The following is a 25,294-nucleotide window of genomic DNA, read 5'->3' as shown; positions in this document are numbered from 1 at the left end:
CGAGTCCCATTTTGTACAGGAATCATTCCATGGCGGGAGAGCGCACAATCGTCGTCACCGGCTGCTCCTCCGGCATAGGCGCGCATTGCGCCCGGGCGCTGAAAGCCGATGGCTGGCGCGTCTTTGCGACGGTGCGCAAAACGGATGATCTGCCGGGTCTGGAAGCCGACGGCATCGAAGCCTTGTTGATGGACTATGCCAGGATCGAGACGATTTCCGAGCTGGTCGACACCGTCTTGAAACGCAGCGACGGCCGTATCGACGCGCTCTTCAACAACGGCGCCTATGGCCAACCGGGCGCCGTCGAGGATCTTTCGACGGCAGCGCTGCGCGCCCAGTTCGAAGCGAATTTCTTCGGCTGGCATGAATTGACGCGGCAGGTCATTCCGTCGATGCGCAAACATGGGCAGGGCCGGATCGTCCAATGTTCGTCCATTCTCGGCGTCGTCCCCTATCGCTATCGCGGCGCCTACACCGCCTCCAAATTCGCGCTCGAGGGCCTCAGCATCACCCTGCGCATGGAGCTGCACGGCAGCGGCATCCATGTGAGCCTGATCGAGCCCGGACCGATCGCCACCCGTTTCACCGCCAATGCGCTCGCAAAGATCAAGGAAAACATCGACATCGAGAACTCGCCGCACGCGGCCGATTATATCAGGCAGTTGGCGAGGCTCGACGGTTCGGGGCCGGTCAATCGCCATAAACTTGGCCCCGAGGCGGTCTATTCGGTATTGAAACACGCATTGAACTCGAAAAATCCAAGGCCACATTATCCCGTAACGACTCCGGCTAAACAGGGCATGTTCCTGAAGCGGCTGCTTCCGGCGGACCTCTTCTACCGCCTGATGCGCTGGACGGACTGACTGAGAAAGCTGAATGCCATGTCCACAATCACCTATATCCTTGCGGTCATTGTCATGGGCGTCGTCGCCCTCGTGCTGATCCGCGGCCTCTTCAACATGATGAAGGGCGGCGACGCCAACCTTTCCAACAAGCTGATGCAGCTTCGCGTCCTGTTGCAGGCAGTCGCCGTCATCCTGATCATGCTGACGCTCTGGATCACCGGCGGCGGCCGCCCGACCTGAGGACTGACCTAACGATAGAGGGGTAAATATGGCTACTATCGCCTCCTCGAACTCCCTCATTCCTGTGCTCGTCACAGGAATCCAGCCACCGCGCGTCCGCGCGGTGAATAACAAAATCCGACGTTCTCCCGCGCCAAAGGACTTGGGGGCAGAAGCCCAACCCCACCCTCCGTCATGCTCGGGCTTGACCCGAGGATCCATCCCCGTAGCTGCTGATGGATGCGGTGTGGATGCTCGGGTCAAGCCCGAGCATGACGGAGCGTGGGGTGGGTCGAAGAAACCACTCACGGCGTATACACCCGTGTCAGGGACGCTGTCCGCCAGCGCAACCGACGATGTCGGCACCGGGCTGAACCGACTTGATAAGGCAAAACGGGTGAGCGCGACCGCCCTCCCCTCGATCGGCGGTGCAGCATGGTGAAGCTCAACAAGATCTACACGAAGACCGGCGACGACGGCACGACAGGCTTAGCTTCCGGCCCGCGCCGCCGGAAGGACGATCTGCGCGTCGAAGCCTATGGCACGATCGACGAGGCCAATTCCGCGATCGGCCTAGCGCGGCTTTACACGACAGACTTGGCCGACCTCGACACCATGCTGATGTCGATCCAGAACGATCTCTTCGACCTGGGCGCCGATCTCGCGACGCCCGACGCCGGCGAACCGCCGGCCTACGAGCCGCTGCGGATCGTCGAGACGCAGGTCGAGCGCATCGAGCGCGATATCGATCGACTGAACGCCGACCTCCGTCCGCTGACATCATTCATTCTGCCGGGCGGCAGCCCGGCCGCCGCGCATCTGCATCTGGCCCGCACGATTGCGCGGCGGGCCGAGCGGCTGATGGTGACGCTGGCGCGCATGGAGGGCGAAATCGTCGGCGGGCCTGCGATGAAATATATCAACCGGCTTTCGGATTTCCTCTTCGTCGCGGCCCGCCATGCAAATCACCAGGGTCGTGCGGATGTGCTTTGGGTTCCGGGAAAAAACAGATAGGTTTGCCGCGATCACGATTGCCGGGGGGCCTTGATGTTCATACCACTTCACGACGCCAATACGCTGAAACATATCAAGGTCCAGTGGGTGACGCTGGCCTTGATCGCGCTGAATGTCGCAGTCTGGCTCTTTACCAGCCTGGAGAGCGAACAGGCTGCCCAGGCAACGACGGTCGGCCTCGGCTACATCCCGGCGGTCGCCTTCGGGCAGGCGCAGTTGGCTGAGGGATTGGACATCGTGCCGGAGCCGCTGACCTATCTCACCTATGCCTTCGTCCATTCGGGCTTCTGGCATCTGGCCTCCAACATGGTCTTCCTCTGGGTCTTCGGCGACAATGTCGAGGATGCGATGGGGCATATGCGCTTCCTGGTCTTCTACCTCCTCTGCGCGGCCGCCGGCGCGCTTTGCCACGGCTTGCTGACGACGACGCCGGAAGCGCCGCTGGTCGGCGCCTCGGGGGCGATCTCCGGGGTCGTTGCCGCTTATGTCATGCTGCATCCGCGCGTCAGGGTCTGGGTGCTGGTGTTCTTCCGTGTACCCTTGCCCCTGCCGGCCTTCGTGCCGCTGCTTTTGTGGATCGGCCAACAGTTCTTCATGCTGGCGTTTGCGCCCGATGCCGACGTCTCCTGGGGCGCCCATGTCGGCGGCATTCTTGCCGGCGCTGTTTTAATCCTGGCACTGCGTCGTCGCGGCGTACCGCTCTTCGATCGGAAAATCGTGACGCCGCGCGCCGTGAGGAACGAAGCCGGCGTCGGCACGGCCGTTGCGGCCGGCACGGACGGACGGATCGAGCGTCTTCCCTGGGGTCGTGACCGACGTTGACAGATATATTGACGTGCACGTAAACGTCCATATATTGCCGAAGCAATCCCCTACCTGCGCCATGCAAGCGTTGTATTTGGGGGAAAAACGCGTATCCATGTCGCCATTCGACAATCGAAGCGGCGTGTGAGCGCGCATTTTCCTTAAAGCCTCGCTGAAGCCAGTTTTCTTGAAGGAAGGACCCCCATGAAGATTCTCGTGCCCGTCAAACGGGTTGTCGACTACAACGTGAAGATCCGTGTGAAGCCGGATGCTTCGGGTGTCGAGCTTGCCAATGTGAAGATGTCGATGAACCCGTTCGACGAGATCTCGGTGGAAGAGGCGCTGCGGCTGAAGGAAGCCGGCAAGGCGGAAGAAGTGGTGGTCGTCTCGATCGGCCCGGCCAAGGCCGAGGAGACGCTACGCACCGCCCTGGCCATGGGTGCCGACCGGGCGATCCTGGTCGAGACCGACGATCAAGTCGAGCCGCTCGCCGTCGCCAAGATCCTCAAAGCGGTGGCCGATGCCGAGCAGCCGGGGCTGATTATCACCGGCAAGCAGGCGATCGACGACGATTCCAACCAGACCGGCCAGATGCTGGCGGCATTGCTCGGTTCGGCCCAGGCGACTTTCGCCTCGAAGATCGAGATCGGTGACGGCAAGGCTGAGGTCACCCGCGAGGTCGATGGCGGCCTGCAGACGATCGAGATCAAGCTGCCGGCGGTTGTGACCACCGACTTGCGTCTGAACGAGCCGCGTTATGCCTCGCTGCCGAACATCATGAAGGCGAAGAAGAAGCCGCTCGACAAGAAGAGCCCGGCCGATTTCGGCGTCGATACGACGCCGCGGCTGAAGGTCTTGAAGACCGAGGAGCCGTCCGGCCGCAAGGCCGGCGTCAAGGTCAAGTCGGTCGCCGAACTCATCGACAAGCTCAAAAACGAAGCCGGCGTGCTGTAAGCCAGGAAAGAGAGAACACCATCATGACCATTCTTCTTCTGGCCGACCATGACGGCAATCACCTCTCCGACCAGACCGCCAAGGCGCTGACGGCAGCAAACCAGATCGGCTCCGACGTGCACATCCTCGTCGCCGGCAAGGCCGCCAAGGCTGCGGCCGATCAGGCCGCCAAGCTTTCCGGTGTGACCAAAGTGCTGCTCGCCGAAAGCGACGCGCTTGCCAACAATCTGGCCGAACCGCTGGCCGATCTGATCGTCTCGCTCGCCGGCAGCTACGATACGATCCTTTCTGCCGCCACCTCGGTCGGCAAGACGGTGCTGCCGCGCGTCGCTGCCCTGCTCGATGTCGCCCAGGTCTCGGAGATCATCGAGGTCGTCAGCCCCGACACCTTCAAGCGGCCGATCTATGCCGGCAATGCCATTCAGACGGTGCAGGCAAGCGATGCCAAGAAGGTCATCACCGTGCGCACCGCCTCGTTTGCTTCCGCCGCGGAAGGTGGTTCGGCAACGGTGGAGGCGATCGCAGCGATCTCCGATCCGGGTCTGTCGCGCTTCGTCAAGGACGCGTTGTCGGCCTCCGACCGTCCGGAGCTGACCTCGGCGAAGATCATCATCTCCGGCGGCCGCGCGCTCGGCTCGGCCGAGAAGTTCAAGGAGGTCATCCTGCCGGTTGCCGACAAGCTGGGGGCTGCCGTCGGCGCCAGCCGTGCGGCTGTCGATGCCGGTTATGCCCCGAACGACTGGCAGGTCGGCCAGACCGGCAAGGTGGTGGCGCCCGATCTCTATATCGCCGCCGGCATCTCCGGGGCCATCCAGCATCTGGCCGGCATGAAGGACAGTAAGGTGATCGTCGCCATCAACAAGGACGAGGAGGCGCCGATCTTCCAGGTCGCCGACTACGGCCTCGTCGCCGATCTGTTCGACGCCCTGCCGGAATTGGAAAAGGCGCTCTGAGCGAGCTCCATGCTTTTCTTTCGCACTTGCGAATGACTGGAAAATTGTCTTTTATCTGCTGCCGGGCGATCTTTCGTCCGGCAGTAATGCTAAAATAGTGCGGCAACGCGGGGGCGACTGCCGAGCGGGGGTTTGGAGATGAGTGCGGTGTTGAAGAATATTGGGATCATCGGTGCCGGCCAGATGGGTTGCGGCATCGCGCATGTTTCGGCCGCCGCAGGGTACAGGGTTCACATTTACGATCTCTCGCAGGACCGCATCGAATCCGGCCTTGCCACCATCAACGGCAATCTTGCCCGCCTGGTGACGAACGGCAAGATGACTGATGAGGAACGTAAATCGACCTTGTCGCGCATCACCGGCTCCGCCGATGTCAATGACCTCGCTCCGTCCGATCTTGTCATCGAGGCGGCCACCGAGGACGAAAGCGTCAAGCGCAAGATTTATAGTCAGGTTTGTCCGGTGATGAAGCCGGAAGCGCTGCTGGCCACCAACACCTCCTCGCTTTCGATTACCCGGCTTGCCGCCGCCACCGACCGCCCCGAACGCTTCATGGGCATTCATTTCATGAACCCGGTGCCTGTCATGAAGCTGGTCGAACTGGTGCGCGGCATCGCCACCGATGAGAAGACCTTCTCCGCCGCCAAGGAATTCGTCGGCACGCTGGAAAAGACCATTACCGTCGCCGAGGACTTCCCGGCCTTCATCGTCAACCGCATCCTGCTGCCGATGATCAACGAAGCGATCTACACGCTCTATGAAGGTGTCGGCACGGTCGACGCCATCGACACGGCGATGAAGCTCGGCGCCAACCATCCGATGGGGCCGCTGCAGCTTGCCGATTTCATCGGCCTCGACACCTGCCTGTCGATCATGCAGGTGCTGCATGACGGCCTGGCGGACTCGAAATATCGCCCCTGCCCGTTGCTGGTGAAATATGTCGAAGCCGGCTGGCTCGGACGCAAATCCGGCCGCGGCTTCTACGACTATCGCGGCGAAGTGCCCGTCCCGACGCGCTAAGCGGGACATCACCAAAAAGGGCGAATGGACCGGACGCCCGCGAAATGCTTTCCTTGCCGTGAACGGGGGGAAACGCCATGTCGACCGAAACACCGATGTTCCTGCTGCAGTGCTGCGTCCTTATCGGAATTGCCGGCGTTTTCCTGATCAGAGGAAATGGCGACTCCTGACCGATATCCTCACGATCCGATCGCACCCTTGATCAAAGTCTTGGCGTCGTCGCTGTCCCAGGCGGCGGGTCCGTTCATGGCGGAGATCAGGCAGCCCTTGTCGTCGAGCAGCAGCGTCACCGGCAGGCCGAAGGCGAGACCTTCCTTCTTCAGGCTATTGAAGACGCCGATCGTATTGTCGCGATAAAGCTGCAGCGCATCGACACCCGTCTCGGCGAGGAAAGTCTTCGGCTTTTCGTCATCACCGGTATCGATATTGACCGGCACGACCTGGAACTTGTCGCCGCCCATCTGCTTTTCCAGCGCGTTCAGCGCCGGCATCTCTTCGCGGCAGGGCACGCACCACGTGGCCCAGAGATTGAGCAGCACGGTCTTGCCGGCGAAATGGTCGAGCGTCAGCGGCTTGCCGTCAGGGCCGTTGAAGGACACCCCGGTCAGCTTGCGCGGCTCATTGGCGGCGACCATCGCGGCAACCTGCCCCTTCATCAGCGGCGCCAGAGTGGCGGCGCGTTCCCGCGCCAGCGGGCATTCGGCCGAAGCCGTATCGCCGACGCCATTGCCAATCCCCGTCTCCTTCACGTATACCGCTGCCGCACCGGCAACAACGCCTGCAACGGCGGCGATTGCGATCAGTTTTACCGACGGCAGACCGAAGGGTTTTTTTGTCGTCATTTCATTCTCCAGGACGGGCATCCATGGCCGAGAGCAACACGGACACCAAATCCTCCAACCAGATGTGGGGTGGGCGCTTCGCCTCCGGCCCGGACGCGATCATGGAGGAGATAAATGCCTCGATCGGTTTCGACAAGAAGCTATTCGCGCAGGATATCCGCGGTTCCATCGCCCATGCGACGATGCTCGCCCATCAGGGGATCATTTCGACCGAGGATAAGGACAAGATCGTTCACGGGCTAAACACGATCCTGTCAGAAATCGAAAGCGGCAATTTCGAATTTTCGCGCCAGCTCGAAGACATCCACATGAATATCGAGGCGCGCCTGGCGACGCTGATCGGACCGGCTGCCGGCCGACTGCACACCGCCCGCTCGCGCAACGACCAGGTCGCGCTCGACTTCCGCCTCTGGGTGAAGGAAGAGCTCGAGAAGACCGAGAAGATGCTGACCGGCCTGATTGCCGCCTTCCTCGATCGCGCCGAGGAACATGCCGAAAGCGTCATGCCGGGCTTCACCCATTTGCAGACCGCCCAGCCCGTCACCTTCGGTCATCACTGCATGGCCTATGTCGAAATGTTCGGCCGCGACCGCTCGCGGGTGCGCCATGCCATCGAGCACCTGGACGAAAGCCCGATCGGTGCGGCCGCCCTTGCCGGCACCGGTTATCCGATCGACCGCCACATGACCGCCAAGGCGCTCGGTTTCCGCGAGCCGACCCGCAACTCCATCGACACGGTTTCTGACCGCGATTTCGCCATCGAATTCCTGGCGATCGCCGCGATCACGGGCATGCATCTGTCGCGCCTGGCCGAAGAGATCGTCATCTGGTCGACGCCGCAGTTCGGTTTCGTGCGCCTTTCCGACGCTTTCTCGACCGGCTCCTCGATCATGCCGCAGAAGAAGAACCCGGATGCGGCCGAACTGGTGCGCGCCAAGACCGGCCGCATCAACGGCTCGCTGATCGCACTGCTGACGATCATGAAGGGCCTGCCGCTCGCCTATTCCAAGGACATGCAGGAAGACAAGGAACAGGTCTTCGACGCAGCCGAGAGCCTGGAGCTGGCGATCGCCGCCATGACCGGCATGGTCCGCGACATGACCGTCAACACCGCGCGCATGAAGGCGGCGGCCGGCTCCGGCTTCTCGACGGCGACCGACCTTGCCGACTGGCTGGTGCGCGAAGCCGGCCTGCCCTTCCGCGAGGCCCATCACGTGACTGGCCGCGCCGTCGCGCTGGCCGAAAGCAAGGGCTGCGACCTGGCCGAGCTGCCGCTCGCCGACCTGCAGGCGATCCATTCCGCAATCACCGACAAGGTCTATGACGTGCTGACGGTCGAAGCCTCGGTCGCCAGCCGCAAGAGCTTCGGTGGCACGGCCCCCTCCGAGGTGCGCAAGCAGATCGCCTTCTGGCGCGCCCGCAACTAAAAAAGGCGAAGCGAAACGCCGCTTCGCCCTTCCCCCGCACGGGGAAAGACCGTCCAACAATCAGGGTGCACAAGGCGGAGAAACTTCGCTATGAAGATGTCCATCGTTCGGAATGAACGATGTCCGCCATATCTCGTACAAGAGGATATCCATGCAGAAGAGCTTGCCGCACCTCATTCGCTTGACGGCAGTCATCGCCGTCATCGGCCTTGCTGTTGCCGGGTGCGGGCGTAAGGGCGATCTCGACCCGCCGAGTGCTGCGGCAACGAAAGAAGGCGACGTTTCCAAGCCGACGAAACAGCCGGGAACCGTTGACAAGCCCTTCCTTCTCGATCCTCTTCTTTAAGGCATAAGCCCGTGAACCACTTCGAGCACCGCGACGGCATCCTTCACGCCGAGAACGTTCCCGTTCCCGAGATCGCCAAGGCGGTCGGCACGCCGTTCTACGTCTATTCCACCGCCACCCTGGAACGCCATTACCGGGTCTTCTCCGAAGCCTTCGCCGATATGGACTCGATGGTCTGCTACGCGATGAAGGCGAATTCGAACCAGGCGGTGCTGAAGACGCTGGGGCGCCTCGGCGCCGGCATCGACGTCGTCTCGGAAGGAGAACTGCGCCGCGCGCTCGCAGCCGACATTCCGGCAAGCCGCATCATGTTTTCAGGCGTCGGCAAGACCCCATCCGAGATGGATTTCGCGCTCGAGGCCGGCATCTACTGCTTCAACGTCGAATCCGAACCCGAGCTCGAAATCCTCAACCAGCGCGCCGTCAGCGCCGGAAAGAAGGCTCCCGTCTCCTTCCGTATCAACCCGGATGTCGACGCAAAGACACATTCGAAGATCTCGACCGGCAAGAAGGAAAACAAGTTCGGCATCTCCTGGGAGCGCGCCCGCGCGATCTACGCCCATGCCGCCAAGCTGCCCGGCATCGAGGTCACCGGCATCGATATGCATATCGGCAGCCAGATCACCGAGCTGCAGCCCTTCGATGACGCTTTCAAGCTGTTGCGCGACCTTGTCGCGACGCTCCGCGCCGACGGCCACACGATCGATCATGTCGATATCGGCGGCGGCCTCGGCGTCCCCTATAAGGACGACAACAATCCGCCGCCACTGCCGGATGCCTATGCAGCGATCGTCAAGAACCAGCTGCGCGATCTGGACTGCAAGGTCATCACCGAGCCCGGCCGCCTGATCGTCGGCAATGCCGGTATTCTGGTGACCGAGGTGCTTTATGTGAAGGACGGCGGCGAGAAGACCTTCGTCATCGTCGACGGCGCGATGAATGATCTCATTCGCCCGACGCTCTATGAGGCCTACCACGAAATCCGCCCGGTGACGATTTCGGCGGCGAATGCGCCGCGCATCCGCGCCGACGTCGTCGGCCCCGTCTGCGAGACCGGCGACTATCTGGCGCTCGACCGCGAAATGGCGATGCCGAAGCCCGGTGATCTGCTGGCCGTCAGCACTGCCGGCGCGTATGGCGCCGTCCAGGCCGGCACCTACAACAGCCGCCTGCTGGTCCCCGAAGTTCTGGTCAAGGGCAGCGATTTCCATGCGATACGACCACGTAGAACCTATGCCGAGCTGATCAGCCTCGACTCCGTTCCCGCCTGGCTCGACTAGCGCATCGGCCCGAAAATCGGAATCGATTTTCGGAAAGCACGATGCGTAGGTTAAAATGTTAGAGCGTCCTTTGTGCGTCCGAAAGGACGCACGGCGCTCTAAAGCATGTCGCGCAACGTGTGCGGCGGTTTTACGATAACGACGTGCGCAAAACAAAGACCTAAAGCGCAGGAAGCGACCTGAAAAATCGCGACGCGCTTCAGGTAGACCATCACTTTTTGGCGAATAAACGTGAAAAACCGGCATTGCCGGCCGCTCGCCCTCGCCTTCGCCACAAAGAGTGTTATCCTTGTCAGCCATGAGCGTATTGCCCCGCAATCGCCGGAAGCGCCCTCTGTTCCACGTCAGATCGCGGAGACCGGACCGATGACAAGCCCCTTCAGGCAGAAGAAAGGTGCATTTGCGCTCCGCCCTGCCCTTGCCCGGCTGGTGACGACGAAACGTCTGCTGGCGCGCATCGTGCTTTTTTGCGAGCAGATGCTGCCGCCTCTGTTGCCGGTCCTGTCGGTCGCCGCCCTTTATCTTTCCGCCTCCTGGTTCGGCGTCTTCCGCAGCGTGCCGGACTGGTTGCGCATCCTTCTGCTGATCGCTTTCGCTCTCGCTTTCCTTGTCGCGCTCCTTCCCTTCCGCAATCTGCGCTGGCCGAGGATCGCCGAAGCCGACCGCATGCTGGAAGAACGCAACGGCTTGCCGCACCAGCCGGTCACCGTCCAGGAAGACGAACCGGCCTTCGATGCGCCCTTCGCCCGGGCGCTTTGGCGCGAGCACCAGCTGCGCATGGCCGAAAAGATCGCAGCGCTCGACGCCGGCATGCCGAGGCCTGACATTGCCCGGCATGACCGTTTCGCCCTTCGCGCCATTCCGGCGCTGCTTCTCGTCACGGCCTTTGCTTATTCGCTGTCGATCAATGGCGGTTCGGTCAGTGACGCATTGCAGGCAGCCCCCGAACAGGTGACGGTCGATCCGGCGGTGCGCATCGACGCCTGGGTGACGCCGCCTTCCTATACCGGCCGCGCGCCGGTCTACCTGACCGCCGACGGCAGTGAACAGGCGCCGATCGGCATTCCGCAGTTTTCCGCTCTCACCGTGCGCGTCAGCGGCGGAAAGACGGCCGAAAAGGTCGTGTTCCGCAAAGCGAACGGTCAGACGCAGGAGATCGCCGTGCAGGCGGACGCAAGCCCGCGCCAGACAGCTGCGACCGCCGGGAACCAGCCGGATGCCGCACCGGCCAGCCAGGCCGCCATCGCGCAGACGCATGCGATGAAGCTCGAGGAGAATGGCACGCTCGAAGTCAACGGCCGCCGCTGGAGCTTCGACATCCTTCCCGACAAGGCGCCGGAAATTGCCTTTGACGGTTTGCCGAAGCCCAGCGTCAACGGCGCGCTTGAAATTGGCTTCACCGTCAAGGACGACTACGGCGTCCAGGAGGCTCATGCGGAGATCGTACCGCTCGAAACCGATCCGAAAGCAACGCCTCTTTACCCATTGCCGGAGTACAGGCTGGATATCCCCCGCCGCAACGCCCGTGACGCCAAGGGTGTGACCAGCCGGAACCTGACCGAACATCCGCTCGCCGGCAAACGCGTGCGCGTGACGCTTGTTGCCAAGGACGGAGCCGGCCAGACCGGCCGCAGCCCGCCGCATGAGATGACGCTGCCGTCGCGGCCCTTCAACGAGCCGCTTGCCGCGGCCGTCGCCGAGGAACGGCAGGTTTTCGCCCTCGACACCCGCAAAATGCCGCAGGCGATCGCACTGAACGAAGCGCTGACCATCCGTCCCGAGGAGACCATCCCCAAGCTCACCAACTACCTGCTGCTGGAGTCCGCCTTGGCGCGCATGAAGCTCGCAAAGAGCGAGGAAGCGCTGAAGGATACCGCCCAATATCTCTGGGAAATCGCTCTCGGCATGGAGGACGGCGATCTTTCCCTTGCCGAGCGCAAGCTGCGCCAGGCCCAGCAGAATCTTGCCGATGCGTTGAACCGCAACGCGCCGGACGAAGAGATCAAGAAGCTGATGGACGAACTGCGCAAGGCGATGCAGGACTATCTGAGCGAGCTTGCCGAGCGCATGCAGAATGCGCCGATGCAGCCGAACCAGAACGCCCAGAACTTCCTGCGCCAGCAGGATCTGGAACGGATGATGGACCAGATCGAGAATCTCGCCCGCTCCGGCAACCGCGACGCGGCCCAGCAGATGCTGTCGGAGTTGCAGCGCATGATGAACAACCTGCAGGCCGGCCGGCCGCAGCGCGGCCAGCAGAGCCAGGAGAACAGTGAGGCCCGCAAGCAGATCGACAAGCTCGGCCAAATCCTGCGCGACCAGCAGAAGCTGATGGAACAGACCTTCAGCCTCGATCAGCAGCTCAAGGACCGCATGCAGCGCGGCGAACCCGAAATGGGCGAAAACGATCCGCTGCTCGACGACATGGCCCCCGGCGAAAACGGCGAGCCGCAGGAGCAGCAACAGGGCCAGCAAGGCCAGGAAGGCCAGCAGCCCTCCGACCAGATGACGGCCGAACAGCTGCGCGAGGCGCTGAAACAGCTGCGCGCCCAGCAGGATGGGCTCGGCAAGCAGCTGGGTGAATTGCAGAAAAAGCTGGGCGAGATGGGCATGAAGCCCGGCCCCGGCTTCGGCCAGGCGCAACGCGAGATGGAAGGCGCCGGCCGCGAACTCGGCCAGGGCCGCGGCCAACCGGCCATCGAAAACCAGGGCCGCGCGCTGGAAGCGCTTCGCCAGGGCGCCCGCGACATGATGAACCAGATGATGCAGGCGCAGCAGGGCCAGCAGGGACAAGGCCCGAACGGCCAGGTCGGCCAGGGCGAGCAGAACGGCCGCGATCCGCTCGGCCGGCCGCGCATGAGCGAGAGATATATCGAGGACGACGGCGTGAAGGTGCCTGACGAAATCGACGTTCAGCGGGCGCGGGAAATCCTCGATGCGATCCGCGAAAAGCTCGGCAACAATCCGCCGCAGGAAATGGAACGGCGATATCTCGAACGGCTGCTGGATATCCAATAGGCGCTCAAGCGCGTAACCCCGAAAATCGCAATCGATTTTCGGGGTTACGCGTGAAATTCCGAACAGGCGTTAGGCGACCAGCGCCCGGGCAACCGCCTTGCGGATATCGGGAAGCGCGAATGGTTTGGCGACGACGTCGATGATCTTTTCGGCAAGATCGTCGGCTCGTTCGCGCTGCTCGGCATAGCCGGTCATCAGCAGGATTTTCAAAGCAGGAAAGGCATCCTTGGCCTGGTGGACGAGCTCGATGCCGTCCATCACGGGCATGCGGATATCGGAAAGCAGCAGGTCGTAGGCCCCATCCTTCAGCTTCTCCAGCCCCTCGGCGCCATCGGCCGCTTCATCCGTCTCGTGACCGTCGAGCCTGAGCGCCCGGGCTACGAAAGACCGCAGGGAGTCCTCGTCTTCCGTAATCAGAATTCTTGCCATATGTGCATTGCTCCGTCTTCAGCCCCGCGACGGAAATCACCAGACTTTCCTTTTCGATCGGTAAAGATGACGAAGCGATGGACGGGATGGTTAACAACCCGTCTCGAGCGGCAGCACAGCGCGGCGCCTCTTTCAGACGTGTGCTAGAGCCTTTCCTGGTTAGATTGAATCATTCTGTTGGCTCAAACGGAGTCGGATGGTCGACCGGCCGGCGCGCGTCGTAGCCAAGCCCTACGGCCAAGCCGGCCGGTCGATCAGCCGGCCCGTTTCAGCCAACCCTCCCGCAGATTTGCCGGGCAAATCTGCAAGACTTGGGAATCGCCGGACGCACTGATCGCTTCGCCGCGGCGAAGCGGTGCGGCCGGTGGGCCGGGCATCTCTAGCCAGGATCAGAGGCGATCGGCTCGGACGTACCTGGGGGTATGCCCAGCGCCAATCGCCTCTGCCCTGACGAAAACCTGCTCCGGCAGAATGCTTCAATCTAACCAGGAAAGGCTCTAAGGCGCTGCAGCACTCCCGATCATTCAGGCGTCGCCGGTCACCACGCCGACGAAAGGCAGTTCACGAAAAGCATAGGCGACATCCATGCCGTAGCCGACGACAAAATAATCAGGGCATTCGAAGCCGACATAATCGGCCTCCAGTTTTTCCTTGCGCTTGACGCGCTTGTCGAGCAGCACGGCGATCGTGACGTTGCGTGCGCCACGCTCGAACAGCAGCTCCTTGGCAAAAAGCAGCGTCCGGCCGGATTCGAGAATATCGTCGATCAACAGCACGTCGCGGCCATGCACATCGCTGTCGATATCCTTGACGATGCGCACGCCCTGCGAGACCGTACCGCTGCCATAGCTCGACAGCGTGATGAACTCGACCTCCGGGGCAAGCCCGGTGTCATGCAGGGCGCGGATCAGGTCGGCGGCGAAAATGAAAGAGCCCTTGAGCACGGCGATGACGAGCAGGTCCTTGGTCGGACCGTTGGCGATCTCCCGCGCCATCGCATGATTGCGTTCGGCAATCTGTTCGGCGGTGAAGAGCGGCTCGATATTTTTTCCGCGCACGACAGGCATAGGGGCTTCTCCATGAAAAGAAGGGTAAGCCGTTAGCACATATGCGCGCTTGAAACAGCCTCGCCGGCTAGAAATTAACCGGATTGGCGCGACCTGCGGCAGGAATTGGCCGTGGCGTGCCGGTGGTGCTTCTATGGCAGGAAGGAAAGCCGAACCTCCGGCATCTTTCCGCCGGAATGCTGGACGCGCGCCGAAAAGCCCCGGCTCTGGCCGCCATAGATGACGTCAACAGGCGGGTTGATGACGATGCTCGCGGTCAGCCGCTCGTCGGTCACGAGATCGGCGCGGATCGGCTGCAGCGTCTGCGTCGTGCCGCTGTCGTTTTCGATGATGCCGTTGATGACAAGCACGCGCATGCCGTTCGCATCACGCGGCGTCGCTGTCACATGGGTGAAATGCAGCGGCGCTCCGGAATAGGCTCGGCCGCCCGACAGGCCGGAGAAGCCACCCGCAAGGCCGAAGACGAGCACGGCAAGCGCCAGCACCAATACGGCGAAACGGCGCATCGACGCGCGCTGCAGCCAGGTCTCCGCCTCCCGCAGAAGAGAAGCAGCCATCGCCGGCCGAAGCGGCGGCTGTGCGGCGCCTGCCCGCTTGCGGTTGTCGTTATGGGTCCTCGCGGTGAATTCCCGCGGCCGCGCCTTGCCGAGCGTGACGAATTCGGCGTCGGCAATATCGGCAGGGCGTGGATTGCGGTACTGGCGGCTTGCGGGTTCGGGCGGCAGGAAATCATAGGCCTGGCCCGGTGCCCGGCGGCTGAAGAAGGATGCTTCCATGGTGACTGCCTCGCAGATGTCCACATGGTTTCGCTGCCAGTGCTAATCTTGGCATTGAAACGAATCCTGCTCAGTCGTAAATTTTAATGGTTAATGCTTCGCAAAGATTGCCATCAAACGGGCGTCTTTCCGGCAAAATTTACCGGCTGTTAACGGTGTTGGTTAACAAGTCGCACGGTGAAACCCACAACAGACTGAGCTGCCCGTTGATTCACTTCGAGAATGTCGGTTTGCGCTATGGCATGGGCCCGGAAATCCTCCGGGACCTGACCTTCGACATTCCGAAGAAATCCTTTCAGTTCCTGACCGGCCCGTCCGGCGCGGGCAAGACATCGCTGCTGCGGCTGCTCTTCATGTCGCTGCAGCCGACGCGCGGCCTGATCCGCATGTTCGGGCGCGATATTTCCGAAATTCCCCGCCCCGAGCTGCCGCTGCTGCGCCGACGCGTCGGCATCGTCTTCCAGGATTTTCGCCTGCTCGATCATCTCACCACCTATGAGAATGTCGCTTTGCCATTACGGGTGCGCGGCAAGGAGGAGAGCTCCTACAAGACCGACGTCCTGGAACTGTTGAAATGGGTCGGCCTCGGCGAACGCATCAACGTGCTGCCGCCGGTGCTCTCCGGCGGCGAGAAACAGCGCGCCGCCATCGCCCGGGCGCTGATGGACCGGCCGGAAGTCCTGCTGGCCGACGAACCCACGGGCAATGTCGACCCGCCGATGGCCAGGCGCCTGCTCAATCTTTTCCTCGAGCTCAACCGGCTCGGCACGGCGGTCGTAATCGCCACCCATGACCTGGCGCTGATGGAACAGGTGGAAGCCCGCCGCATGATCCTCTCGGAGGGGCATCTCGATATCTATGACTGAGCCCCCGTCCAAAAACCGAGACAAGGCGCCTGCCCAGGCCCAGCAGAAGCGGCCGGAAATGCGCGTGCGCCCGACCGCGCCGATCCTGCCGCCCTCCAACATCCAGGGCAATGCCCTGATGGTGGTGATATCGATCATGGCCTTTCTCGCCTGCCTGACGCTCGGAGGCGTCAGCATGGTGCGCTCGACGGCGGCGAGCTGGGAGAGTCAGATCTCCCGCGAGATCACCATCCAGATCAAGCCGGACGATAATCTCGACATGGAAAAGGCGCTGACGCAGGCGCGCGACCTGGCGCTGACCTTCGTCGGCACCAAAAGCGGCCAGATCGTCGACGAGGCGGCCACCGCCCGTCTGCTCGAACCCTGGCTCGGCCCCGGTCTCGACCTCAAGGACCTGCCCGTTCCCCGCCTCGTCGTCATCACCATCGACGAGAGCAACCCGCCGGATTTCGAGGCGATGCGCGGGCTCCTGAAGGACAGCATCCCGCAGGCCAGCCTCGACGATCACCGCACCTGGGTCGACCGGCTGGTGTCCATGGCGCATACGACGGTGCTGATCGGCACCGGCGTCCTGCTCCTCGTCTTCTCGGCCATGGTGCTCACCGTCGTCTTTGCCACGCGCGGCGCGCTGTCGGGCAATCGCCACATCGTCGAAGTGCTGCATTTCGTCGGCGCCGAAAGCTCCTTTGTCGCCACCGAATTCCAGAAGCATTTCCTCAAGATCAGCCTCAAGGGCTCGGCGATAGGCAGCGCGCTTGCCGCTCTTTTCTTCGCCACCGCCGGCTTCTGGCAAAGCCGCACCCTGGCGACGCCGGAAACGGATCAGGCAACCGCGCTGTTCGGCACTTTTTCGGTCGGCGTACTCGGGTATGCCGGCATCTTCGCGACCATGATCGTTATCGCGCTGCTGACGACCGTCACGGCGCGGCTGACCGTCATGCGGACGATCTATGAAATCGATACATTGCGCTCGGACCCGACGCGCACCGACGGCATCGCAAGTTGATCGTGACCATGTCGTTTTGTCATTGTAGCGTCTGTTCCACGCCGTAATCAGCGTATAATCACGATTCATGACCATGGGCCATACGACACGCAACCCGATTCGGCAGGATCCGGAGCTTGATCGCCCGGCGGGCCTGCCGCCGCGACGCGGGCCGATCCGCCGCCTGTTGCGCTGGGCCGGCTTTGGTTGCGTTCTGGCGATCGCCCTGGTGTTCGGCGGCTTCCTGCGCTTTGCCGATTCCGTGACGACGCTTAAGCCCCCGGTCGAGCCGAAGGCGGATGCGATCGTCGTGCTGACAGGGGGCTACCAGCGCATCGACCAGGCCGTGGAACTGCTGCAGAAGGGTGCCGGCAAGCGGCTCCTGATCTCCGGCGTCCACCCGACGACGACGCCGGCCCAGATCCGCAAGATGACGCAGGGCTCGGCCGATCTCTTCTCCTGCTGCGTCGATATCGGCCATGACGCGATAGACACGATCGGCAATGCCGAGGAAACCTCCAACTGGATCCATGCCAAGGGATACAGAAGCGTGCTCGTCGTCACCAACAATTACCATATGCCGCGCACCCTCGCCGAACTCTCCTATGTCGATCCCGACATCGAGTTCATCCCCTATCCCGTCGTCAACTCGGATCTGAAGACCCGCAACTGGTTTACCGATCCGAACGCGATGCGCGTCATGCTGGCCGAATATCTGAAGGTGCTGCTGGCCGGCGCCCGCAACATCACCGGCTTCGGCCGCCACACCGGATTGCGCTCGGCCAGCGTGTCCGCCGCAGAATAGAGCCTTTCCTGGTTAGATTGAATCATTCTGTTGGCTCAAACGGAGTCGGATGATCGACCGGCCGGCGCGCGTCGTAGCCCAGCTCTACGGCCAAGCCGGCCGGTCGATCAGCCGACCCGTTTCAGCCAACCCGAAGGGCCGGGCATGTTTCCGCCAGGATCAGAGGCGATCGGCTCGGACGTACCTTGGGGTATGCCCATCGCCAATCGCCTCTGCCCTGACGAAAACCTGCTCCGGCAGAATGCTTCAATCTAACCAGGAAAGGCTCTAGGTTTTGCCAGAGCATGATGCCGAAAAGTGTGAGCGGTTTTCGGACGACATCATGCTCAAACTCTTTTAATTTAGAACAGGATTCAGATTTCAGGCCCGGCCTGAAATCCGAATCCTGTTCTGGGGCATCAGCAAATGCTTTTTATGACGGGCAATATCGTGTAGGCCGGTCGCGTGAGCATGCCTCGGGAAAATTTCATGATCGCCCTGCGTTCCGTCCTCTTCAACACGATCTTCTATGCCAACCTCATCATCCGGATGATCGTGCTCTCGCCCTATTATTTCGTGGTGCCGCGGCTTACCGCCTATGAAATCCCGAAGAACTGGGCGCGCTCCAATCATTGGCTGATGCGCGTGATCGTCGGCACGACCTTTGAGATCGAAGGCCTGGAGAACCTGCCTGACGGCAGCTACATCCTGGCGCCGAAACATCAGTCCTTCTGGGATACTTACGCGCTTCTGCCCAGGCTCAAGGACCCGGTCTACATCCTGAAGCGCGAGTTGATGTGGATTCCGCTCTTCGGCTGGTATGCCAAGAAGCAGCGCATGATCCCGGTCGATCGCGGTGCCCGCGGCAAGGTGATGGTGGACGTGCTGAAACGCACGAGGGAAGAGCTTTCGACCGGCCGCCAGCTCATCATCTATCCCGAGGGCACCCGCCGTCCGCCGGGCGCGGAGCCGGTCTATAAATACGGCATCGCCCGCATGTACCGCGACCTTGGCATTCCCGTCGTGCCGGTCGCGATGCATCCCGGCCTCTTCTGGCCGCGGCGGAGCATCCGCCGTTATCCCGGCCATTTCAAGGTACGGATCCTGCCGCCGATCATGCCGGGAATGGATCCCGACGCCTTCTTCGCCCACCTGATCGAGGTGACGGAACGGGCAAGCGACGAGCTCTTGCTCGACACCATCGAACGCAATCCGCATCTGCCGCTGCCGCCGACAGCGATCGCCAGGCTGACCGAGCTGCGCAAAGTGAAGGCTGCGACGGCCTGAAGTCTTTCAGACGCGTAAAGGACGCTGTAACACTTCGAGTTGCTGCATAATTTTATCCTTAAATCGATACCGATTTAACGAATCATGCAGGCAGCCCGCAGCCGTTCCACCTCGTTGACGACCTGCTCCAGCCACTGATCGCGAATGCCCATCTGCCTCAGATGCGCAAGCGTGTTGAAGACATAGGCATCGTTCGGACCGGACTGGCCGCTGGCCTCGTTCACCACCCGTGCCGCCGCGAGCGCGTCGAGCGCACCGGCATATTGCTCGTGGTCGCGATCGGCGACGTAGGTCACCGCCTCCATCCGGCGACCGCCGGCAAACTGCAGCCGGACCCGGCGTTCCAGATAGACATTGGTGACAAGTTCGCGGGCGCGGAGATATTCGATCACCTCATCCCATCTGTCCGGCGAAATACGGAAGGCCATGCCGCGGCAGGCGCCGCCCCTGTCGAGGCCGAGGACAAGGCCCGGATTGTCGCGTGTGCCGCGATGAACGAAGGAACGGACACAGAGCGAACGCCTATAACCATGCACTAGGGCTTCTGCCCGTTCCAGGAACTCGAAGCCTGGATTCCACATCAGCGAGCCGTAGCCAAACACCCAAAATTCGTCCATATCGCACGCCAGACCGGAATCACTTTGCGATTCACCATTGGAGAACATCATGGCAGCGTCAAGCCGATCCGGCTGCGGTCAATCCAGCAGCGGCAAGAAATTCTGGTTGCTGGGCGGAGGCGTTCTCCTGGTGATCGCGCTTTATACCGGCGGCTGGTTCTATGCGGCATCGGCGTTGAAGACCACGGTGCTGAAAGCGATCGCGCCGCGCGATCAGGCGGGCGTCAGCGGCGAATGCTCCGATATCGAATTCCGCGGTTATCCCTTCCGCATCGGCCTGTTCTGCTCCAAGGTCGATGTCGACGACAGCGTCAACGGCGTCTCCGCCACCTTCGGCGCCCTGCGCTCGGCAGCCCAGGTCTATGCGCCCGGCCATATCGTCTGGGAACTCGATTCGCCGGCCGAGATCCGCACCAGCAATGGCCTTTCGATCTCGGCCCAGTGGGCGAACCTGCAGTCGAGCCTGGCGACCAGACTGAAGGGCATCGACCACAGCTCGACCCTCATCGAGGGGCTGAAGGCGACGGCGGTCTCTTCCTTCACCGGCCAGACGGTGAGCTTCGATGCCGCCCGCACGGAAATTCATCTGCGCCAGAACGGCGCCGATCTCGACGGCGCGATCTCCGTGCAGGATGCGAATACGGCTATCACCGACTGGCCCCAGGTCTTCCCGAAACTCTCCGCCAGCATCGATCTGACCGTTGCCGGCAAGGCCGGCCTGATCGACGGCAGCGACCCGAATGGCCTCAATGGCGCAGCCGGCGAGCTGCGCCGCATCGTTGCCGACATCGGCGACGGCAAGGTCATGACGCTGACCGGTCCCTTCTCCTTCGACGAACAGGGTTTCCTTTCGGGAAAATTCAAGTTGGAGATCGAACGGCTCGGACCATGGGGCGACAGCCTGAAGCAGACCTTCCCGGACATCGCATCGACCGTCAACTCGGCGACCAAGCTCTTGAAATCGCTTGCCGGCGGCAAGGATAAGGTGTCGGTCGATCTCGTTGTCGATCATGGCAACGCCACCGTCAGCGGCTTCATCCCGCTCGGCCGGATACCGCCGATCTGACCAGCCCGTTTTAGGCTGTGCGCTTGATGAAAAAAACCTCAGGCACCGATTGCAGACCGGGCAGCTCGATTGCGCCGGTTTCGATAAATCCGTTGCGGCGATGCCAGTCCTGCGGCCGGCTCTCGTCGCATTCGCTCGAGGTCATCAGCAGCTAGAGCATGATGCCGAAAAGTGTGAGCGGTTTTCGGGCGACATCATGCTCTAACTCTTTAATTTAGAACAGGATTCAGATTTTAGGCCGACCCGGCCTAAAACATCCTGTTCTAGCGCCCTCGGCACACATCGCCTTTTCCCAGGCGAGAAACAGCGCCGTCCCGATGCCCGACCGGCGGTGATCAGGCAGGACGCGGATCATTTCCATATAGGGAACTTTGCCCCAGAAGCGCGAGAAGCGCAGGAAGCCGACGATCTCGCTGTCCTCCCGGGCGACGAGATATTCGCCGAGCGCCACGCACCGCGATACCCATGCCCTACCGGCGCTGGCATCTTCGCGCACCAGCCAATCGATATCCGCCTGGCTTGCGCTCGCCACCTTCACCATCGCGCGGCTATTTCTTGTCCAGGGCGTGGGGGCGGCCGAAATCGGGTGCGTCGACGTCCTGACCGGCCTGGACGATCGAGCGGCGGATGGCGCGCGTGCGGGTGAAAAGTTCGAAAATCTTATCGCCCTCACCCCAGCGGATCGCCCGCTGCAGATAGGCGAGATCCTCCGAGAAGCGCGCCAGCATTTCGAGGATCGCATCGCGATTGTGCAGGCAGACGTCGCGCCACATGGTCGGGTCGGAGGCGGCGAGACGGGTAAAATCGCGAAAGCCGGAGGCCGAATATTTGATGACTTCCGATTCCGTCACCGTCTCCAGATCGTCGGCGGTGCCGACGATGTTGTAGGCGATGATATGCGGCAGGTGCGAAACGATCGCGAGCACCTTGTCGTGGTGTTCCGCATCCATCTCGTCGACCTTCGAGCCGAGCGCCTCCCAAAAGCCGCGCAACCGCTTCAGCGCCTTCTCGTCGGTGCCCGCGACCGGTGTGAAGATGCACCAGCGGCCTTCGAAAAGGCCGGGGAAGCCGGCGTCGGGACCGGATTTTTCCGTGCCGGCCAGCGGATGGCCGGGGATGAAATGCACATTCTCAGGCATATGCGGCTGCATCTGCGCGATGACGGACGCCTTGGTCGAGCCGACATCGGTGACGATTGCGCCGGGCTGGAGGTTGCCGGCGATTTCCTTCGCCACGCTTTCCGAAGCGCCGACCGGCACCGAAACGATGATCAGGTCGGCATGCTTGACGGCCTCTGCCGAAGAGGTCGTATAGCGATCGCCGAGGCCAAGCTCCTCCGCACGCTTCAGCGTATCGGCGCTGCGTGTGGCGACGACGATCTCCTTCGTCAGCCCGAGCCGGCGAATGTCGTGGGCGAGCGAAGATCCGATCAGGCCGATGCCGATCAGCGCGATTCGGTCAAACAGCACGTTCATGCCTGACGTCCCATGAATTCGCGGAGTGCTGCAATGACGCCGCGATTGGCCTCTTCAGGACCGATGCTCATGCGCAGCGCATTGGAAAAGCCGTAGCTGCGCACGGCGCGCAGGATGTAACCGCGGCTCGTCAGCAGGTCGTCGGCATCGGCGGCGCGCTTGCCATCAATCTCGGGGAAATGGATGAGGACGAAATTGGCGACCGACGGCGTGACTTTCAGACCGATCGCTTCCAGCGCCTCCGTCAGCGTTTCCACCCACATCTGGTTGTAGGAGACGGCCTGCTGGACGAAGGCCTGGTCGCGGATGGCCGCGGCACCGGCAGCGATCGCCGCCGCATTCAGGTTGAACGGCGCACGGACGCGGTTCACCGCGTCGACGATCTCGGCGGGCGCATACATCCAGCCGACGCGCAGCGCCGCCAGACCGTAGGCCTTCGAAAAGGTGCGGGTCATCACCACGTTGGAATTGGAAGACACGACTTCGATGCCGGCTTCGTAATCGTTGCGGCGCACATATTCGGCGTAGGCCGCATCGAGCACGAGGACGACGTGTTTCGGCAGGCCGGCCTGCAGGCGGCGGATTTCGCTGACCGGAACATAGGTGCCCGTGGGATTGCCGGGATTGGCGATGAAGACGATCATCGTCCTTTCCGTCACCGCGGCAAGGATCGCGTCGACATCGACGGTAAAGTCCTTTTCCTTCACGACGACGGGCGTGGCACCCGTGCCCATGATCTGGATCTTGTAGACCAGGAAGCCGTGCTCGGTGATGATGCCCTCGTCGCCGGCGCCGAGATAGACATGGCAGAGCAGGCCGAGCAGTTCGTCCGAACCGTTGCCGCAGAGGATGTTTGCCGGATTGAGGCCGTGCACGGCGGCGATCGCCTCGCGCAGTTCGATCGCCTGCCCGTCGGGATAACGTCCCAGATTGTCGGCAGCGGCCTTGACCGCCTCGATCGCTTTCGGGCTGGCGCCGAGCGGCGTTTCATTGGAAGAGAGCTTGTAGACGCGCGCAACACCCGGCGCATGTTCCTTGCCCGGCACATAGGATGCGATATCGAGAATACCGGGACGCGGAACGGGCTTGCTGATCTCAACGCTCATGGGTCGACCTTGGATTTTCCGGAAAATGACCCAGTGGCATTAAAGCGGAATGCGGTTCTTGTCGAGAGCCGGGAACGGGGTCACCGGTTGCGCGTCGTCGGCACGCCGTGCGGTGCGAGCACCGGCACGAAGACGCGGCGGGAGGCGCGTGCCGCCACCGGCAGTCCCTGATAGAGCCGCTTCTGCGCCTCGACGATGATGACGCCCGAAAAGGCCGGCCACAGCGTCCGGCCGATCCGCTCGAAGGCGCGGCGAAGCCGCAGGATGGTCCTGAGTTTCGAGGGCGGAAAGAACAGCGCTTCGGCTGTCGCGCCGGGCGTGAAATTCGTCTCGCGCAGCAGATGTGTCAGCTGACCGCGCGAATAGGGCCGGCCCGAACCGAAGGGCGTATGCTCCATGCGAGCCCACACGCCGCGCCGGTTCGGCACGACGATGACAAGCCGTCCGCCCGGTGCCAGCACCCGCCAGAGTTCCTTCAGCGTCTCGCGCGGGCTTTCGGCAAATTCCAGCGAGTGCACCATCAACACCCGGTCGATCGAGGAATCCGGCAGCGGCAGTTCCTCATCGAAAATCAGCGTCGTCGACGACAGCGAGCCCATCGGCCAGTTCACCGCGCCCTGCCCGGCCGGCATGAAAGCAAAGGTGCGCTCGGTATCGGCCTGGAACCGATCGAGGAAGGGCACGGCATAACCGAGACCGACCAGACGCTCCTGCGGGAGGCGCACCCAGAGCGAGGCCAGCGCCATGGCGATCGACTGCTCGGCAAAACGCCCGAGGTCGGAATGATAGAACTGACGTAGGTCGACGATATCGGCGTGCATTGCGACAAATGTTATCAGCGGGCGGTTGGACTTCAAGGCCGGAACCTCTACATTCCCGCGAGACTCGCAGGACAAAGGATTATTGAACGATGAAACCTTTGGAATTAGCCGTTTTTCTCTGCCGCACCGATAATTTCGGCGTTCTCGTGCACGATCCGGAGACGGGATTTACCGCTGCAATCGACGCGCCGGAGGAGGCGCCGATCCTGGAAGCGGCGACACGGCGCGGCTGGAAGATCACGCATATCTTCACCACCCATCATCACACCGATCACGTTGCCGCCAATCTGGCGCTGAAGGAGCAGTTCGGCTGTGAAATCATCGGCCCGATCAACGAGGCCGTCGCCATTCCCGGCCTCGACCGGACGATGGCGGATGGCGACAGGTTCCTCTTCGGCAACCACACGGTCAACGTGATCGAGACGCCGGGACACACCGCCGGCCACATCTGCTATCACTTCGTCGACGACAAGCTGCTTTTTGCCGCCGACACACTGTTTGCTCTCGGCTGCGGCCGCCTGTTCGAGCGCCCCGCGGCCGACATGTGGCATTCCCTGCAGAAACTTGCCGTGCTGCCCGATGAGACGGCCATCTATTTCGGCCACGAATATACACTCTCCAACGCCCGCTTCGCACTGACGGTCGATCCCGACAATGAACGCCTGAAGAGCCGCGCCGCCGAGATCGAGGCTTTGCGCGCCGAGGGCAAGTTCACCGTCCCGACGACGCTGGGACTGGAAAAGGAAACCAATCCATTCCTGCGCGCCGGCGATCCGGCGATCCGCCGCAACCTGATCATGGAAGGCAAGACGAACGAGGAAGTCTTCGCCGAGATCCGCAAGCGCAAGGACAATTTCTGATGCCGCCCGAGGACATCGTCCGGCAACTTGGCATGCAGCCCCATCCGGAAGGCGGCTGGTACGTCGAGACATTCCGCGATACGGCGGGCGGAGAGCGCGGACATTCCACCGCGATCTATTACCTCCTGACCCGCGGGCAGCGCTCGCACTGGCATCGCGTCCACGACGCCGCCGAAATCTGGCATTACTACACCGGCGCGCCGCTGGCGCTGCACCGCTCGCAGGACGGGGCGGCAAGCGAGACCCTGACGCTCGGACCGAATCTGATCGCAGGCGAGCGACCGCAGGCGATCATTCCCGCCAATTGGTGGCAATCGGCCGAAACCCTTGGCGATTTCACCCTGGTCGGCTGCACCGTTTCGCCCGGTTTCGTATTTTCAAGCTTCGAAATGGCCCCGCCCGGCTGGACGCCCGGCGGTTAGAGCCTTTCCTG

The 25,294-nt window shown here is 62.3% G+C and carries 26 protein-coding genes and 2 pseudogenes; 18 read left to right on the top strand and 10 right to left on the bottom strand.

The window, feature by feature from the left end; all coding sequences use genetic code 11:
* The first annotated feature begins 29 nt into the window (after positions 1-29).
* From K6M89_RS23875 to K6M89_RS23845, 7 genes are all read left to right on the top strand, one after another.
* Entirely contained in the window at positions 30-863 is an 834-nt protein-coding gene (locus K6M89_RS23875) for an SDR family oxidoreductase (protein WP_222141213.1), read from the top strand.
* A gap of 18 nt (positions 864-881) precedes the next feature.
* Positions 882-1,085 (top strand): twin transmembrane helix small protein, encoded by a 204-nt coding sequence (locus K6M89_RS23870; protein ID WP_064686421.1) that lies wholly within the window; start codon positions 882-884, stop codon positions 1,083-1,085.
* 414 nt (positions 1,086-1,499) lie between these two features.
* Positions 1,500-2,078 (top strand): cob(I)yrinic acid a,c-diamide adenosyltransferase, encoded by a 579-nt coding sequence (locus K6M89_RS23865; RefSeq protein ID WP_097584638.1) that lies wholly within the window; start codon positions 1,500-1,502, stop codon positions 2,076-2,078.
* A gap of 33 nt (positions 2,079-2,111) precedes the next feature.
* Positions 2,112-2,900: a rhomboid family intramembrane serine protease gene (locus K6M89_RS23860; protein WP_222141212.1), complete on the top strand. Its 789-nt coding sequence runs from the start codon at positions 2,112-2,114 to the stop codon at positions 2,898-2,900.
* Positions 2,901-3,086: 186 nt separating this feature from the next.
* Complete coding sequence (locus tag K6M89_RS23855; RefSeq protein WP_222141211.1) at positions 3,087-3,836, top strand: electron transfer flavoprotein subunit beta/FixA family protein; 750 nt, start codon at positions 3,087-3,089, stop codon at positions 3,834-3,836.
* A 23-nt stretch (positions 3,837-3,859) separates the two neighbouring features.
* A complete protein-coding gene (locus K6M89_RS23850) occupies positions 3,860-4,789 on the top strand; it encodes an electron transfer flavoprotein subunit alpha/FixB family protein (protein ID WP_222141210.1) in 930 nt (309 codons plus the stop codon).
* A 138-nt stretch (positions 4,790-4,927) separates the two neighbouring features.
* Complete coding sequence (locus tag K6M89_RS23845; RefSeq protein WP_038691587.1) at positions 4,928-5,809, top strand: 3-hydroxybutyryl-CoA dehydrogenase; 882 nt, start codon at positions 4,928-4,930, stop codon at positions 5,807-5,809.
* Positions 5,810-5,988: 179 nt separating this feature from the next.
* Here K6M89_RS23845 and tlpA read toward each other — a convergent pair whose 3' ends face one another.
* Complete coding sequence (gene tlpA, locus K6M89_RS23840) at positions 5,989-6,651, bottom strand: thiol:disulfide interchange protein TlpA (protein ID WP_222141209.1); 663 nt, start codon at positions 6,649-6,651, stop codon at positions 5,989-5,991.
* 23 nt (positions 6,652-6,674) lie between these two features.
* Between tlpA and argH the strand changes: the two genes are divergently transcribed.
* The 4 genes from argH (at position 6,675) to K6M89_RS23820 (ending at position 12,722) form a co-directional block, all read left to right on the top strand.
* Positions 6,675-8,078 carry an argininosuccinate lyase gene (gene argH, locus K6M89_RS23835; RefSeq protein WP_222141208.1) on the top strand — a complete coding sequence of 468 codons (1,404 nt, stop codon included), beginning with the start codon at positions 6,675-6,677 and terminating at the stop codon, positions 8,076-8,078.
* Between the two features lie 151 nt (positions 8,079-8,229).
* Entirely contained in the window at positions 8,230-8,424 is a 195-nt protein-coding gene (gene lptM / locus K6M89_RS23830; protein ID WP_004671378.1) for an LPS translocon maturation chaperone LptM, read from the top strand.
* 11 nt (positions 8,425-8,435) lie between these two features.
* Positions 8,436-9,704, top strand: coding sequence for a diaminopimelate decarboxylase (gene lysA / locus K6M89_RS23825; RefSeq protein WP_097580686.1), 1,269 nt, complete (start codon positions 8,436-8,438; stop codon positions 9,702-9,704).
* A gap of 366 nt (positions 9,705-10,070) precedes the next feature.
* A complete protein-coding gene (locus K6M89_RS23820; protein ID WP_222141207.1) occupies positions 10,071-12,722 on the top strand; it encodes a TIGR02302 family protein in 2,652 nt (883 codons plus the stop codon).
* A gap of 69 nt (positions 12,723-12,791) precedes the next feature.
* Here K6M89_RS23820 and K6M89_RS23815 read toward each other — a convergent pair whose 3' ends face one another.
* From K6M89_RS23815 to K6M89_RS23805, 3 genes are all read right to left on the bottom strand, one after another.
* Positions 12,792-13,151 (bottom strand): response regulator, encoded by a 360-nt coding sequence (locus K6M89_RS23815; protein ID WP_097580684.1) that lies wholly within the window; start codon positions 13,149-13,151, stop codon positions 12,792-12,794.
* Positions 13,152-13,675: 524 nt separating this feature from the next.
* Positions 13,676-14,218, bottom strand: a complete 543-nt coding sequence (hpt, locus tag K6M89_RS23810; RefSeq protein WP_004671390.1) for a hypoxanthine phosphoribosyltransferase — start codon at positions 14,216-14,218, stop codon at positions 13,676-13,678.
* A 131-nt stretch (positions 14,219-14,349) separates the two neighbouring features.
* Positions 14,350-14,994 (bottom strand): hypothetical protein, encoded by a 645-nt coding sequence (locus K6M89_RS23805; protein WP_222141206.1) that lies wholly within the window; start codon positions 14,992-14,994, stop codon positions 14,350-14,352.
* Positions 14,995-15,200: 206 nt separating this feature from the next.
* Between K6M89_RS23805 and ftsE the strand changes: the two genes are divergently transcribed.
* The 4 genes from ftsE to K6M89_RS23785 all read left to right on the top strand — a co-directional run bounded on the left by ftsE (position 15,201) and on the right by K6M89_RS23785 (position 18,916).
* Positions 15,201-15,860, top strand: coding sequence for a cell division ATP-binding protein FtsE (ftsE, locus tag K6M89_RS23800; RefSeq protein ID WP_004671394.1), 660 nt, complete (start codon positions 15,201-15,203; stop codon positions 15,858-15,860).
* The gene (locus tag K6M89_RS23795) at positions 15,853-16,866 is read left to right on the top strand and encodes a cell division protein FtsX (RefSeq protein ID WP_064686330.1); all 1,014 of its coding nucleotides are present in this window, start codon (positions 15,853-15,855) and stop codon (positions 16,864-16,866) included. The genes ftsE and K6M89_RS23795 overlap by 8 nt, the downstream gene beginning before the upstream one ends.
* 67 nt (positions 16,867-16,933) lie before the next feature.
* Positions 16,934-17,650 (top strand): YdcF family protein, encoded by a 717-nt coding sequence (locus tag K6M89_RS23790; protein WP_222141205.1) that lies wholly within the window; start codon positions 16,934-16,936, stop codon positions 17,648-17,650.
* 468 nt (positions 17,651-18,118) lie between these two features.
* Entirely contained in the window at positions 18,119-18,916 is a 798-nt protein-coding gene (locus K6M89_RS23785) for a lysophospholipid acyltransferase family protein (RefSeq protein WP_009995394.1), read from the top strand.
* A gap of 74 nt (positions 18,917-18,990) precedes the next feature.
* Here K6M89_RS23785 and K6M89_RS23780 read toward each other — a convergent pair whose 3' ends face one another.
* Positions 18,991-19,533: a gamma-glutamylcyclotransferase gene (locus tag K6M89_RS23780; protein ID WP_097580680.1), complete on the bottom strand. Its 543-nt coding sequence runs from the start codon at positions 19,531-19,533 to the stop codon at positions 18,991-18,993.
* A 49-nt stretch (positions 19,534-19,582) separates the two neighbouring features.
* Here K6M89_RS23780 and K6M89_RS23775 point away from each other — a divergent pair, with 49 nt between their 5' ends.
* Positions 19,583-20,599, top strand: coding sequence for a DUF2125 domain-containing protein (locus K6M89_RS23775; protein ID WP_222141204.1), 1,017 nt, complete (start codon positions 19,583-19,585; stop codon positions 20,597-20,599).
* A 10-nt stretch (positions 20,600-20,609) separates the two neighbouring features.
* On the opposite strand, the pseudogene K6M89_RS23770 reads toward K6M89_RS23775, so the two are convergent.
* From K6M89_RS23770 to K6M89_RS23750, 5 genes and pseudogenes are all read right to left on the bottom strand, one after another.
* Positions 20,610-20,750 (bottom strand): annotated as a pseudogene (locus tag K6M89_RS23770) (GNAT family N-acetyltransferase); the annotation flags it as partial.
* A gap of 111 nt (positions 20,751-20,861) precedes the next feature.
* Positions 20,862-21,140, bottom strand: a pseudogene (locus tag K6M89_RS23765) (GNAT family N-acetyltransferase); the annotation flags it as partial.
* Positions 21,141-21,147: 7 nt separating this feature from the next.
* Positions 21,148-22,074: a prephenate/arogenate dehydrogenase family protein gene (locus tag K6M89_RS23760; protein ID WP_222141202.1), complete on the bottom strand. Its 927-nt coding sequence runs from the start codon at positions 22,072-22,074 to the stop codon at positions 21,148-21,150.
* The gene (gene hisC, locus K6M89_RS23755) at positions 22,071-23,180 is read right to left on the bottom strand and encodes a histidinol-phosphate transaminase (RefSeq protein WP_222141201.1); all 1,110 of its coding nucleotides are present in this window, start codon (positions 23,178-23,180) and stop codon (positions 22,071-22,073) included. The genes K6M89_RS23760 and hisC overlap by 4 nt, the downstream gene beginning before the upstream one ends.
* A gap of 80 nt (positions 23,181-23,260) precedes the next feature.
* Entirely contained in the window at positions 23,261-24,037 is a 777-nt protein-coding gene (locus K6M89_RS23750; RefSeq protein ID WP_097608878.1) for a class I SAM-dependent methyltransferase, read from the bottom strand.
* Between the two features lie 53 nt (positions 24,038-24,090).
* Between K6M89_RS23750 and gloB the strand changes: the two genes are divergently transcribed.
* Positions 24,091-24,861 (top strand): hydroxyacylglutathione hydrolase, encoded by a 771-nt coding sequence (gloB, locus tag K6M89_RS23745; protein WP_222141200.1) that lies wholly within the window; start codon positions 24,091-24,093, stop codon positions 24,859-24,861.
* On the top strand, positions 24,861-25,283 hold the full coding sequence (locus tag K6M89_RS23740) for a cupin domain-containing protein (RefSeq protein ID WP_222141199.1): 423 nt from the start codon (positions 24,861-24,863) through the stop codon (positions 25,281-25,283). The genes gloB and K6M89_RS23740 overlap by 1 nt, the downstream gene beginning before the upstream one ends.
* Positions 25,284-25,294: the final 11 nt, after the last annotated feature.

The sequence above is a fragment of the Rhizobium croatiense genome, from assembly GCF_019793465.1.
In the GTDB taxonomy this organism is placed as follows: Bacteria; Pseudomonadota; Alphaproteobacteria; order Rhizobiales; family Rhizobiaceae; genus Rhizobium; species Rhizobium croatiense.
This window is presented reverse-complemented; position numbering and strand designations above follow the sequence as displayed.